At 58.4% G+C, this 12,358-nt stretch carries 11 protein-coding genes and 1 tRNA gene; 2 read left to right on the top strand and 10 right to left on the bottom strand.

The features are described from left to right. Positions 1 to 21 precede the first annotated feature (21 nt). Positions 22 to 1,377: a bifunctional UDP-N-acetylglucosamine diphosphorylase/glucosamine-1-phosphate N-acetyltransferase GlmU gene (gene glmU, locus WA367_RS08895; RefSeq protein ID WP_336056420.1), complete on the bottom strand. Its 1,356-nt coding sequence runs from the start codon at positions 1,375 to 1,377 to the stop codon at positions 22 to 24. Positions 1,378 to 1,471: 94 nt separating this feature from the next. Further along, positions 1,472 to 2,206: a cytochrome c biogenesis CcdA family protein gene (locus tag WA367_RS08890; protein WP_336056419.1), complete on the bottom strand. Its 735-nt coding sequence runs from the start codon at positions 2,204 to 2,206 to the stop codon at positions 1,472 to 1,474. A 207-nt stretch (positions 2,207 to 2,413) separates the two neighbouring features. Between WA367_RS08890 and WA367_RS08885 the strand changes: the two genes are divergently transcribed. Beyond that, positions 2,414 to 2,489 (top strand) — tRNA-Lys (locus tag WA367_RS08885). Positions 2,490 to 2,510: 21 nt separating this feature from the next. On the opposite strand, the gene WA367_RS08880 is transcribed toward WA367_RS08885, so the two are convergent. The 8 genes from WA367_RS08880 to WA367_RS08845 are packed head-to-tail and all read right to left on the bottom strand — an operon-like array spanning position 2,511 to position 11,828. After that, positions 2,511 to 3,233, bottom strand: coding sequence for a TIGR04290 family methyltransferase (locus WA367_RS08880; RefSeq protein ID WP_336056418.1), 723 nt, complete (start codon positions 3,231 to 3,233; stop codon positions 2,511 to 2,513). A 1-nt stretch (position 3,234) separates the two neighbouring features. Continuing rightward, positions 3,235 to 4,245 (bottom strand): UDP-glucuronic acid decarboxylase family protein, encoded by a 1,011-nt coding sequence (locus WA367_RS08875; RefSeq protein ID WP_336056417.1) that lies wholly within the window; start codon positions 4,243 to 4,245, stop codon positions 3,235 to 3,237. A gap of 7 nt (positions 4,246 to 4,252) precedes the next feature. Beyond that, positions 4,253 to 5,350 carry a CgeB family protein gene (locus WA367_RS08870; RefSeq protein ID WP_336056416.1) on the bottom strand — a complete coding sequence of 366 codons (1,098 nt, stop codon included), beginning with the start codon at positions 5,348 to 5,350 and terminating at the stop codon, positions 4,253 to 4,255. Next, complete coding sequence (locus tag WA367_RS08865) at positions 5,347 to 6,441, bottom strand: CgeB family protein (RefSeq protein WP_336056415.1); 1,095 nt, start codon at positions 6,439 to 6,441, stop codon at positions 5,347 to 5,349. Before WA367_RS08865 ends, WA367_RS08870 begins: the two co-directional genes overlap by 4 nt. Further along, complete coding sequence (locus tag WA367_RS08860; RefSeq protein WP_336056414.1) at positions 6,441 to 7,568, bottom strand: CgeB family protein; 1,128 nt, start codon at positions 7,566 to 7,568, stop codon at positions 6,441 to 6,443. The genes WA367_RS08865 and WA367_RS08860 overlap by 1 nt, the downstream gene beginning before the upstream one ends. Continuing rightward, on the bottom strand, positions 7,565 to 8,722 hold the full coding sequence (locus WA367_RS08855; protein ID WP_336056413.1) for a glycosyltransferase family 4 protein: 1,158 nt from the start codon (positions 8,720 to 8,722) through the stop codon (positions 7,565 to 7,567). The genes WA367_RS08860 and WA367_RS08855 overlap by 4 nt, the downstream gene beginning before the upstream one ends. Beyond that, positions 8,719 to 10,728, bottom strand: a complete 2,010-nt coding sequence (locus tag WA367_RS08850; RefSeq protein WP_336056412.1) for an NAD-dependent epimerase/dehydratase family protein — start codon at positions 10,726 to 10,728, stop codon at positions 8,719 to 8,721. Before WA367_RS08850 ends, WA367_RS08855 begins: the two co-directional genes overlap by 4 nt. Beyond that, positions 10,725 to 11,828 carry an NAD-dependent epimerase/dehydratase family protein gene (locus WA367_RS08845; RefSeq protein WP_336056411.1) on the bottom strand — a complete coding sequence of 368 codons (1,104 nt, stop codon included), beginning with the start codon at positions 11,826 to 11,828 and terminating at the stop codon, positions 10,725 to 10,727. The genes WA367_RS08850 and WA367_RS08845 overlap by 4 nt, the downstream gene beginning before the upstream one ends. Before the next feature lie 177 nt (positions 11,829 to 12,005). Here WA367_RS08845 and WA367_RS08840 point away from each other — a divergent pair, with 177 nt between their 5' ends. Then, a complete protein-coding gene (locus WA367_RS08840; protein WP_336056410.1) occupies positions 12,006 to 12,275 on the top strand; it encodes a hypothetical protein in 270 nt (89 codons plus the stop codon). The last annotated feature ends 83 nt before the right edge of the window (positions 12,276 to 12,358 follow it).

The following is a 12,358-nucleotide window of genomic DNA, read 5'->3' as shown; positions in this document are numbered from 1 at the left end:
GCTGCTCACCTGCAGCGCGTGTTACTTCCCAGCCTGCTTCTTCAGGCGGTCGCGAAGCATTTTTCCCCGACCTTCACGGGTAGACTGGCGCGCGCGACCGAAGGCCAATGCGTCATCGGGGACGTCCTGCGTGACCACGCTGCCAGAGGCGATATAAGCGCCAGCACCAATCTTCAAGGGCGCAACAAGCGAAGAATTCGTGCCCACGAATGCATTGTCGCCAATCTCGGTGCGGTGCTTGCCAAAACCGTCATAATTGCAGGTAATCGTACCCGCGCCGATATTGGCACCAGCTCCGATATCTGCATCTCCCACATAGGAGAGATGCGGCACCTTGGCCCCCTCGCCTATGCGTGATTTCTTGATCTCGCAGAAATTGCCGATTTTCGCGTTCTCCATCACCTCCGCGCCAGGGCGCAGCCTTGCATAAGGGCCTATCTGCGCGCCGGCGGCGACACTTGCCTCTTCGATATGGGAAAAGGCCCGAATAACGGCACCAGCTGCCACCTTGGCTCCGGGGCCAAAGAACACATTGGGCTCGATCACTGCATCCGCACCGATTTCGGTATCATGTGCAAGATAGACCGTGTGCGGGGCCATCATTGTGACGCCTGCCAGCATCAATTCCTCACGCCGCCTGTTCTGCCAGATGGCTTCAGCACGCGCGAGTTCCGCGCGATTATTCACGCCGAGCGCGTCCTCTTCATCAGCTTCGACAGCGCGCACCTGCAGGCCAGCATCGGTTGCGATGCCGACAATATCGGTAAGGTAATACTCACCCTTGGCGTTGTCATTGCCGATCCTGTCCAGGAGTTCTAGGGCCTGTGCGCCCGCAAGCGCCATGGCGCCGCCATTGCAGAACCTGATGCGACGCTCCTCCTCGGAGCAATCCTTCTCCTCCCGGATACCGACAAGGGCGCCGTCGCGTTCCAGCAGACGCCCATATCCCTCAGGCGTGTCGGTGCGGAAACCCATCACCGCAACATGGGCGCCTTCTGCCAGGGCGCCACGCATCGCATCAAGCGCCTGCGGCCTGATCAGTGGGGCATCACCAAAGAGCACTAACACGTCGTCGAATTTCTTCTCGATTGCCGATCGTGCTGCCAAAACGGCATCTGCGGTACCAAGCTGCCTTTCCTGCAGAAAGGAAGATACGGAGAAATTTTCTGAAAGGGCCCGTGCAGCGGCGCCCACCTGATCTGCACCGTGACCGACGACCAGAGCGATCTCACTGCTGCCACTGTCGCGCGCCGTCTTCATGACATGCCCCAGCATCTCCAGCCCTGCCACCTTGTGCAGCACCTTCGGCAAGGTACTCTTCATCCGCGTGCCTTCGCCTGCGGCAAGAATAATCGTGAGGCAGCTTCGGTCAGACATTGGGGCTCCGTTCACCGGGGATCAGACAATGCGCCCGCTTTAGCGCATCTCGCTGATTTTGAAAATCTTCGTACCGATGGACGGCTGGTCGAAATCAGCCGAGGCGACCAAGTGCGGGAAAAGTCTCCAGTAGCCAGAAGGCTGCTGACTGAATTCCGCCGGTCAGAAAGAGAATACCTGCGATGACGAGCAAACCGCCAATGATGCGCTCCACGCTGCCCAGATGACTGCGGAAGCGCTGCAGGAAAGCCATGAACTGTCCAGAGAAAAGAGCCGCGATCAGGAACGGAATACCCAGTCCGGCCGAATAGACTGCCAGTAACAGTGCTCCTTCAGCGATCGTCTCGCGCCCACCAGCCAGCGTCAGAATGGGACCCAGAACCGGTCCGATGCACGGGGTCCAACCGAAGCCGAATGCAAGGCCCATGACATAGGCAGAGGTCAGGCTCGCGGGGGTGCCATCCGTTTGAAACCGCGCCTCCCGCGAGAGAAGCGAGATGCGCAGCACGCCGAGAAAATTCAGCCCCATGAGAATGATGATGATTCCCGCGACGATGGCCAGCTCCTGCTGCCAGGCCCTCAGAAATGCACCAATGGTCGATGCACCAGCACCAAGTGCTATGAAGACCGAGGAAAAGCCCAGCACGAAAAAAAGGCCAGAGCGCAGAAGCTGCATCCGTGGGGCGCTTTCTCCACTGGTGCGGAACTCGTCAAGCGATACGCCTGCCATGTAGCAGAGATATGGAGGAACAAGAGGCAGAACGCAGGGCGATAGAAATGACAACGCGCCAGCAACCAATGCACTCGTATATCCGATATCCAATGCCATAGCCCACAAATTTCCTCAGCCGTTTTCGGTCCTTCTAACCAAGCTGGTGATCGAGAACCAATCACTAAACTGTGGCCGATTGCTGCAGGGAGGAAGCGCCTGGGGATGGCAGTGTCAAAAGTGCGAGGATTTACGTCGAAGATGGTTGACCCTTGCGCGGGGCCTGACTATGTTCCGCGCACTTTCTCGGGGCAGCAAGCCCTTCGGGAGCGCGTAGCTCAGCTGGTAGAGCAACTGACTTTTAATCAGTAGGTCCAGGGTTCGAACCCCTGCGCGCTCACCAAATTCTCTCACACAATTCGGTTCAGGCGCGGGCGCAGAGATATACTTCCCGCTCGGGATGCTCGAGTATCTTGAAGCCGGAGCTGCGCAACATGGCTTCCACCGCCGCCCGGTTTGGGAAAAACCAGTTCGTGGGATCACCCGCATAGCGGTGCTCGACGAAATGGAGCTTCGGAAAATCGGGCTCGTCAAAGATCTCCCATTCCGAGAACGGATAATCCTCGGCAATCTCCGGTACGGTGTTCCAACCGCGCTGCAGGCACTGGAAAAGCATCTGGTCACCACAGACATGTTCGTGAATCAGGTCCAGCGCCAATAGCGGGTGGCGGAGATGATAGAGTACACCCATGAATATGACGAGGTCGAATTTCTCGTTCAGCGCGCCTACGTCATACACTGACATCTGATGCAGTTCGAGTTCAAAACCTTGCGTCTCTGCTGCCAGTCTCGCCTGCGCCAGATAGCGCGGGTCAGAATCGATGCCCACCACGCGGCCGGCATTACGCCGCTTCATCTCCATCGAGTAGAAACCGGCATTGCATCCGATGTCGAGTACACTTCGACCTTCCAGATCCTCCGGCAGAATATGGGCGAAGTTGCGGAACTTGAATGCCGGATAATCACCCAGGAAGTGGTCGGGAGCGGTTTCGATCCCGCCTATTTTCATGTTGTGAAACCACGGCCGCAGGGCGTGGATCTTCTCTTCAAGGCTGTCCCTGTGATTCGCGCCATCGCCATTAGACATTTCAGACCGATTTCCTGACTTCATCCGGTGTGGGCATTTTCGGCATCGCTTCGACACCAAGCTCAAGTGCGAAATATGCAATCGTCGGCTCAAGGCCTTCCACCAGCGGGACGACGGGCTCCCAGCCCAGAAGTTCTTTCGCGCGCGTAATGTCGGGCCTGCGTTTCTGTGGATCATCCTGCGGGAGTGGCATATGCACCGTCGGTCCTGCCGCAGGGACACGTTCGCGAACAAGCCGTGCAAGTTCATTGATGGTGAATTCGCCTGGATTGCCGAGATTGACCGGAGACCTCGGTGTCTCCCCAACATTCATCAAAGCCAACAGTCCGCGCACGAGATCGTCGACATAGCAGAAGGAGCGGGTCTGTTCTCCTGTGCCATATATGGTTAGTGGTTCGCCCTTCAGCGCTTGAGTGATCAGGTTCGAGACAATCCGCCCATCATCGGCCTGCATACGCGGACCATAGGTGTTGAATATGCGCACTACCCTGGCATCGACGCTGCCACGCCGCAAATAGTCGAAACACAATGTTTCCCCGGCCCTTTTGGCTTCATCGTAGCAGGCGCGCGGCCCCGTGCAGTTCACATTGCCCAGATAGTCTTCAGGCTGGGGGTGCACCTGGGGGTCGCCATAAACTTCACTCGTCGAAGCCTGCAAAAAACGGGCACCGCACCGGGCTGCCAGTTCCAGCAGATTATTGGTGCCCACCACTCCCGTCATCATTGTGTGGACAGGATCAGCCTGATAGCGCGGCGGTGACGCGGCACTTGCAAGATTATAAATCTCGTCGAACCGCCCCATGGGAGGCAGGGTCTGGGATATGTCAGCCTCTACCAAAGTGAAATCCGGATGGTTTTCGAGCGGATCCACATTCTGGTGCGAGCCGGTCAGGAAGCTGTCAAGGCACACCACCTCATGCCCCTGACGCAATAAGGCATCGCACAGATGCGAGCCGATGAACCCTGCTCCACCGGCAACGAGGACGCGCTTTTTCTTATCGCCGTTACTCATCCCCACCTCACACTGCCTGCGCAAAGCGCGACGCTCTGCCCGCGGCCTTGCGTAGCGAGGTTTCAAGCTCCTTCGCGCGCGCCATTCCCGTGTGAGCATTCAGCACGCGAGAGCGCGCCGACGCACCAAGCTCCTGCCGTTGCTGCGGAGTGGATGACGTCAGATGGCGCACAACCTCGGATGCTTTATCTGCAATTATGATCGCCTCACCTTCGGGCAGAACCTCGCCGATGCCGCGCCAGCGGTCGCTTATGATCGGGGTAGCGCAAGCCGCAGCTTCAAACAGCCGCACACTCGGTGACCACCCGGCCGCCACCATGTCCGCGCGTGTGACGTTCAGGGTAAATTTTTGCCGACTGTAGAAGGAGGGGTGCTCCTCCGGCGGCAGGTGGTCGATGCGCTCGACATTGGCAGGCCATTCGATGTCATCGGGGTATTGCGAGCCGGCAACCACAAAGCGCCTGTCGGGCATCATCCGCGCGGGCTTCAGGAGCAATTCTTCCAGCACCGGCTGGCGGTCCGGGCTGTAGGTTCCCAAATAGCCCAGTTCCCACTCGATCTCTTCACCGGTCGGGCGGTAGCGCTCGGCATCCACGCTGCAATATAGGGCCTCGGCACGTTCAGCGCCGTATTCCTGTTCGAGCCTCGTGAGAACCTCCCCGCCGGAAAACGAATAGTAGATGTCGAAGAGGGGCACCTGCCGCCTGGCAAGAAAAGTCTCCTCCCCGCGATCAAGGGCTGCCATCGTGACCGGGGTATCGATGTCGTAGAAACAGAACAGCCGCGGCTGCATGGCTGTAACCTTGTCGATGACGATTTGGCCGTCAGGGACATATGAGCCGAGGATGACGGCGTCTGCAGAGACAATGTCACGTTCGAATTCGCCAATAGCTTCCGGACTGCTGTAGTAAGACAGCTTGCAGAACTCCGGCTCCGGCAGATCCCGGTGGGCAGCATACCACGGCACATCTCTTTCGATGAAATGCAGCTTGTGCCCCTCGGCAGCCAGCCCGCGCATCAGGGATCGATAGGTGGTGGCGTGACCGTTTCCCCAGGACGAGGATATAGAAAGCCCGATGAAGACAATATTGAGTGGACGCGTCATTCAGCTGCCTCAATCCGGTTCTTTTCGAAATGTCGGGTCAGAATACGGTCAAGTTCCTCGGCGCGATGGGCATAGGTGTGCTCGCGTAGCATGCGCTGGCGGGCGTTCTCGCCGATGCGCTGTGCTTCCTTGGTGGTAAGCGCCTGCACTATCTCCGCGACTTCCTGGCCATCGCGGGCGGCAAGCACCTCAGAGCCTTCCTTGAGGAAAAGATCGAGCCCGTCCCAAGTGTCGGTGATCAGGCAGGCACCTGCCCCTGCCGCTTCAAATACACGCGTGGCTGGCGAATAGCCGTTCTGCGCCATGCTTTCGCGGCTGATGTTCAGGACGGCCTTTGGCGTTACATTAAAGGCGTTGTGATCCTTGGTCGGTACATGACCAATGTACCGGATGTTGTCGGGCATGGGTTTGTCACCCCAACCCGAACCACCCAGTATGAACTTCTCTGACGGCGCGTTCGCCGCCGCATCAAAGAAAAACTGTTCAACCCGCGCCTCCCGGTCCGGAAGTCGGTTGCCCAGAAAGGACAGGTCGGCGGTAAAACGGCTTTCCGCACGCACGGGATGATGGGTATCGGGATCAAGCGCGTTATAAATCGGAATGCACTCACGCGCGCCTATTTCGCGATATCCTGCGATCACCGGGTCACCACCGCCATAGGTGAGAACCAGATCCACATCACGGATCTGGCGATGGAGGGGATGATTGGCATCTGCGCGCATTTCGGCCAGTGTCGCCGGCGCATCGACATCCCAGAATATCTTCAATGCTCCGGGACGTGCAGCTGCAAAAACCGCATCGAACAGCGCTTCATCTTCGAAGCCGACGCCACTTGTCTTGACGACAACGTCGGCTTCGCTGGCCTTTGCCGCGACGCTGCGGAGCGCTTCTATATTGCCCTGGTACACGACCGAGCGGCACCATTCGGGCGGGCAGATGTCGCGGTTCTTCTGGCGGTCATAAACATTCGGCTCATAGAAGGTGACCTCGTGGCCAAGCCTGTGGAGTTGACGAATGATGCCCCGGTAGTAGGTCGCTGCTCCGTTCCAGTAGGACGACAACAGGCTTGATCCGTAGAATGCGACTCTCATCACTCCGCGGCCTCCTTCGGTGCCAATTGGGTGCGAACGCGGCTCGTGCCATGCTTGCTTAGAACTTGGAGCAGTTCATCCACGCGATGCGCACAGCTGTGTCGATCGCGGATGGTCTCATATCCGTTACGCGCGAGTTCGGCAGAGAGTTCCGGATCAGAGAGAATGTTTGCGAGATGAGCCTTCATCTCGCTGCCATCACGGGCGAACAGGAAGTCTCGACCCGGACGGAAAAGCCCTTCGGTATCTTCCCACGGAGCGGACACCAGCGGGATGCCACAGGCGAGTGCCTCGAACATGCGGATGGTGGGAATGCCCGGAAGTGTCGCCCGGTAAGGCCGACGGGGCACATGTACGGTAACGCGATAACGCGCGAAGGCTTCCGGCACGTCGGCATTTGCAATCCAGCCGCCATAGGAAATATTGGCGGTACGCAGCGCCTCTTGCGCTTCGTCGGGATAGCGCACCCCCCTTACCGTCGCGACAAGGCTCAGTTCTCGGACAGGATCGATTAGATATTCGTGAAGTTCGGCGGTGCGCTCGTCATCACCCCAGTTGCCGATCCAGATGAGATCGCCATCCTTGATCGGGGTGTGCATGGGTCGAAACAGGCGCAGATCGGCGGCCTCATGCCATGTGACCACCTGGCTCCCCCAGCCTGCATCCAGATATCTCTGACGAAGCGTCTCACCAAATGCCAGGACGATGTCGTAGTCCTGAAGCGAAAGTTCCGCGATCTCCGGCTCGGCGGAGACGGCGCGATGATGTGTGTCGTGGAAGAGGAGGGTGAAATCGTTCCTGCGCCGGATCTCGCCTATGAGCCGCACAATTTGCGGCTCGGTCCATTCGTGTACGACCACGACATCGGCACCATCAAGTGCGGCCTCATGGTCAAATTCGTCGTCATAGATCGTGCTTTGCAGGCCGGGAAAATCAGCAAAGAAACGTTCCACCGCCTGTAGACCCTGGTCGGATACCAGATTCTGTCTGCTCCAGGCGCCAGCCGGTTCCAGGGCGATGGCCTCATGCCCGGCATTGACAAGTTCCCTCATAATGCCGCGCAGAAAATGCGCGTTGCCGTGGTTCCAGTCGGAGATGAGGGAATGGGTGTAGAACACAAATTTCATACCGCCATCTCCACCGTCTTGCCCGAAAGCGTGTCGTAGAGCTCAACAAGGTTGGATGCCTGTATGTCGGGCGTGTAGCGACGCGAGCGTGCCAGTGCCCTCTGCCCCAGTTCCTCGCGCAGGTCCGGGTCTTCGATGACCCTTTGCAGCGCATTCTCCAGACTGTTGACCTCACGTGGATCGAAGAAGACCGCACTGTCGTTCCAAAGTTCGCGATATGTAGGAATATCGGCCAGCACCAGAGCTGCGGCGGAGCGCGCACCTTCGAGGGCTGCAAGTCCGAATGGCTCGTAAAGCGATGGCGAGACCACGATGGATGCACGCCCCAACTGCCTCATGAGGTCTGCATGGGGTACCTCATCAAGGTGGCAGGCGTTTTCGATAATCACTGACTGGCCGTTCGGCCCCTCGCCTGCACCAGCCATGACCACGGGCCAATCGATATTCGCGGCGGCTGCATCAAGAAGCCTGGCGTTCTTTGCCTCGTCCCACCAGCGGGCGGCGGCAAAAATCACGGGGTCCTTCTCGGCTCCATCCATGAAGTTGCTCAACCCGTTGTGAATGATGCTGAGCCCCGGTACGGGGCCATAACAATCCGCAAGCGATTGCGCATGACTTCCGCTGGGTGCAATAACGGCGTCAGCCCGCAACAAGCCCCGCCTGTTCATATCCTCAAGCCAATGCCAACTTTCGGGCAGCGGCTCGTTCTTTACTGCCCGCCACCAGGTGATCGGACAAGAATGGGAAACAGCCACCACTGGAATCGCAGTGGACAAATCGGCAGCCTGGGTGGGCATGTTCAGATGTAGGAGGTCAGCCCCCTCCTCCGCAGCGATGCGCTCGATCTCCGTGGGCACCCGAGACAGTGCAAGCTCGTCACAGACCATCCAGTCCAGCGGCTGGTCCGACCAGATCAGGCGGCCAAGCCGCTCAGCCTCAGCAACCTTGGCAGTAGACGGTGGAGGTCCAAATCCGAGGAAGGTGATACGCGTATTGTGCGGACGCAGGGCACGTGCGAGTTCCATCGCGTAGCGCCAGACACCGCCCACAGCGTCCAGCGTCATGAGAACCCGATAACCCCGGGCACCCGGATCGCCCGAGAACAGATGAGGTGCTGTCGCATCCGCTACCTGGTCAAGCCCTACATATTTCATGCCGACATCCTCTTCTTTTTCTTGTCGTTGAGTTCGAATCCGCGGGTGTCATAGAGCCATTGAGCAAGATCGCGGATGCCCTCGCGCCAGGTGATCTCGCTCTGCCAGCGCAGCTCTTTCTGGAGAAGCCGGGTATCACTGACAAAGTAATGCTGGTCGCCGGGCCTCCACGGCTCCCGCCTGACCTGCGGCTCCTGCCCGGTGATCGAACCGATCTCATGCAGCACCATTTGCAGGCTGACCGCATTTGCCGGGCCACCGCCAAGATTGAACGCCTTGCCCGATACTCGTCCGATATTTTCCGCCGCACCACGGTAGGCCGATACGGCGTCATGGACATGAAGCACGTCTCGCACCTGCTTCCCGTCGCCAAAGATCGTTATCTCTTCGCCTGCCAGTGCTCGGATGAGGAAGTGAGCGACCCAGCCCTGGTCTTCTGTGCCGAACTGGCGCGGACCGTAGACGCAACTCATGCGAAGAACGGCGCTTTGAACGCCGAAGGTCTTCGCGTAGTCGAGCACATATTGGTCGGCTACACCTTTCGAGCAGCCATAGGGCGTGCAGAATTCAAGCGGTCGCGCTTCCGATATCCCGTGCCGATGCACCGACTTGGACACCGGGACGTAACGGTCCTCCAGCTCGATCATCTCGAGGTCACCGAGCGCGCCATAGACCTTGTTTGTGCTGGCGAAGATGACCGGCGCGTTCCTTCCCGCTCTACGGACACCTTCCAGGATATTCAGCGTACCGCGGGCATTCACCTCGAAATCGTCGAAGGGCTGCTCGAGGCTGGTCGTGACCGCTGTTTGCGCTGCAAGGTGGAAAATGGCCTTCGCATCACGAAGGGCTGGCTGGATTGCGTGCATATCACGGATATCGGCCAGGAAGGGGTGCACTCTGTCCTTGTGGCGCTCGGTCAGCCAATGGAGGTTCTGGTCCACTCCTGGACGGCTGATATTGTCCAGGATGATGACGTCATGGCCGTCGGCGAGGTAGCTGTCCGCGAGGTTGCTGCCGATGAATCCACTGCCGCCCGTAATCAGTATGGGAGCGGCTCTTCCGATGCGCGCGGGTGCCGGAATGTTGGTCACTTCTCGCACGCGCCCAACGCCACCGTCCTGCAACAGGCGCGCCAGCAGCTTGGCATTTCCCATATTGTCGACCGCCCCAAGGTGGTAATGACGCGCATCAAACCAATGACCTTCCTGCACCGCCACATCATGCGGGACATCGCGCCACGAATACCAATACATGCGCTCCGCAGGCACATCCAAGGCTTCGATGAAGCGGCGTGCCTGCTCGACCTCGTCATTGCGCCAGGTCGAATAACCGGTTTCCGTTATCCAGATTTCTGCGTTGCGATTGTAACGGTCAACGATCTCTCGCAGCTCGCCAATGTGTAGCTCCCAGCCACCCCAGCTTCCCTCTTCGCTATCCCATGTTCCGGGAAAGCCGTGGAAGCCTACGGCCGAAACGACATCAAGCAGACCCCGCTGGCCCATCAGATCAACCCAATAGGGATCGAATGGCGAGGGGCCTCCGAGCACTGCTTTCCAGCCGCGCTTCTGCGCCCAATAGGCTGCGGCGCCGACCATCTCGCAGAAAAGCTGAAAATCCTGATCCTGCCGCCAGTCCCAATCGAGCAGATTGTTGGGCTCGTTCCAGAGTTCCACCTCCCGGAAGTGCCTGCCATAGCGCGTCAGCACGTGGTCTACGAAATCAGCATAGTCCTGAAGCCGTTTTGGTGCCCCGGAAGTCTTTCCGTTTCGCGAAATGGAGGGCGGCGTGTAGTGGATACAGGGCAGAAGTTCGAAGCGCTCTCCCAGCTGCGGCAACAACCAGTCGAACCACTCCGGACCACCTTCGGCCAAGTACTCAGCCCATGACAGGTGGGTACGCAGATAGCGTGCTCCGGAAGCCTGAAGTTCGGGAAGTATCTGCTCGGTACGCTCATACTCGCCGGGTCTGAACCACTCGACGAAACCGAAGTCCTTCTCCCCCTTCATGAAACAAGACCCCGCTCTTCCAATTGCTTGCGCATCTGGGCAGCGTTGTCTACCGCCCCGGTCATCCGCACCCATTCGGCAAACTCGGAAATGGAATCCTCAAGCCGATGACGCGGCTCGAAGCCCAACAGCTCTCGCGCCTTTGCAATGTCAGCGAAACAGTTGCGGATGTCGCCGGAGCGAGCCTTGTTGAGGATTTCCGGTTTAATCTCCGGCTTGTCCAGTGCATCGGCCACGAGTTCCGCCACCTGGCGGATGGAATAGGCACGACCGCTGCCGATATTGATGACCTGCCCGTTGGCGTTCTTGCACTCCATCGCCAGACGGAAGGCGCGGGCTACGTCTTTCACATGGACGAAATCGCGCTTCTGATTGCCGTCTTCGAATACGAGCGGCGCCTGGTCGTTTGCCAACCTTGATGCAAAATTTGCCAGCACGCCGGTATAAGGATTGGACAGCGCCTGTCCCGCACCGAACACATTGAACAGGCGAAGGGCAACTGCTTCTACCGGATAGGCCTGCCCGAAGATGAGCACCTCGCGTTCCTGTGCATATTTCGAAAGCGCGTAGATGGAAGCCAGGTCTACCGGCTTTTCTTCATCGGTCGGGATCGGTGTCAATGTGCGGCCCGATGGATCGATCGGGTCCCACTGTCCAGCTTCAACGCGATTCTTCGTCCGGCGCGCACGGTCAATGCGTCGGCCATCTTCGGTCTCGTAAAGACCTTCACCATAAACGCTCATGGATGAGGCAACGACGATACGTTCGATCGGTCGGTCGATCATGTTTTCGAGCAGGACCGCGGTGCCGAGATCATTCGCACCCACATAGCGCGATATCTCGTACATGGACTGGCCTACACCCACCTCAGCGGCAAGGTGAATGATGCGGTCGACACCTTCCAACGCTTCGCGGATCAAGGCGGGGTCTCGCACATCACCGATCAGATACTCCACACCCTCAATGCGAGGGGGTGCGCCATCGGCATGGACCTGCTCGACCAGCGAGTCCAGAACGCGGACATCATAGCCATTGGCGAGCAATTCATCCGTCACATAGCGACCAATAAAACCGCAACCACCGGTAACAAGTACTCTCATCCGCCAGGCGCTCCCAAGAAATAGCTGAAATCTGAAGACGTAACTGTCCCAGCTTCTAAATGTTCCTGCTGGGAACAGGTTCCTGCGCTGCCGACAGGAACTTTAGGCGTCGGAAAAGATTAAGCGGCTGACGGTGCAACAACCGCCGCATCTGCATTTTCAAGGGACAAGCGCACCATGTCGGAAGCAAAAACCACCACCGATCACGAGACCATCCGCAAATGGGCAGAGGAACGTGACGGACACCCCGCCCGCGTGAAGGACAGCGGTCCAGGCGGGCTTCTGCGCATAGACTTCGGCGAGCCCGAGGAAAATCTGGAAAAGATCGACTGGGACACCTTCTTCGAGATCTTTGACGATAGCGAGCTTGAGTTTCTCTATCAGGAGAAGACGAAGGACGGCGGCACGAGCCGGTTCAACAAGTTTGTGAGCAAGGGCTCCCAATAGCCCATTAGCATTCATTTATGTGAGCTTGTCGGCCCTGCCACCTTTCATCTTCAGCTGGAACATCGGCAGCAGCCGCAGGTTAG

The sequence above is a fragment of the Nitratireductor sp. CH_MIT9313-5 genome, from assembly GCF_037029545.1.
Lineage (GTDB): Bacteria > Pseudomonadota > Alphaproteobacteria > Rhizobiales > Rhizobiaceae > Chelativorans.
This window is presented reverse-complemented; position numbering and strand designations above follow the sequence as displayed.

Excerpts from the sequence above, each read along its gene's own strand:
- WA367_RS08845 (WP_336056411.1), bottom strand. The coding sequence starts at position 11,828 with ATGAGAGTACTTGTTACCGGTGGTTGCGGTTTTATTGGTCGCTATGTG.
- WA367_RS08865 (WP_336056415.1), bottom strand. The coding sequence starts at position 6,441 with ATGAGAGTCGCATTCTACGGATCAAGCCTGTTGTCGTCCTACTGGAAC.
- WA367_RS08850 (WP_336056412.1), bottom strand. The coding sequence starts at position 10,728 with ATGAAGGGGGAGAAGGACTTCGGTTTCGTCGAGTGGTTCAGACCCGGC.
- WA367_RS08840 (WP_336056410.1), top strand. The coding sequence starts at position 12,006 with ATGTCGGAAGCAAAAACCACCACCGATCACGAGACCATCCGCAAATGG.
- WA367_RS08880 (WP_336056418.1), bottom strand. The coding sequence starts at position 3,233 with ATGTCTAATGGCGATGGCGCGAATCACAGGGACAGCCTTGAAGAGAAG.
- WA367_RS08855 (WP_336056413.1), bottom strand. The coding sequence starts at position 8,722 with ATGAAATATGTAGGGCTTGACCAGGTAGCGGATGCGACAGCACCTCAT.
- WA367_RS08870 (WP_336056416.1), bottom strand. The coding sequence starts at position 5,350 with ATGACGCGTCCACTCAATATTGTCTTCATCGGGCTTTCTATATCCTCG.
- WA367_RS08875 (WP_336056417.1), bottom strand. The coding sequence starts at position 4,245 with ATGAGTAACGGCGATAAGAAAAAGCGCGTCCTCGTTGCCGGTGGAGCA.
- glmU (WP_336056420.1), bottom strand. The coding sequence starts at position 1,377 with ATGTCTGACCGAAGCTGCCTCACGATTATTCTTGCCGCAGGCGAAGGC.
- WA367_RS08860 (WP_336056414.1), bottom strand. The coding sequence starts at position 7,568 with ATGAAATTTGTGTTCTACACCCATTCCCTCATCTCCGACTGGAACCAC.
- WA367_RS08890 (WP_336056419.1), bottom strand. The coding sequence starts at position 2,206 with ATGGCATTGGATATCGGATATACGAGTGCATTGGTTGCTGGCGCGTTG.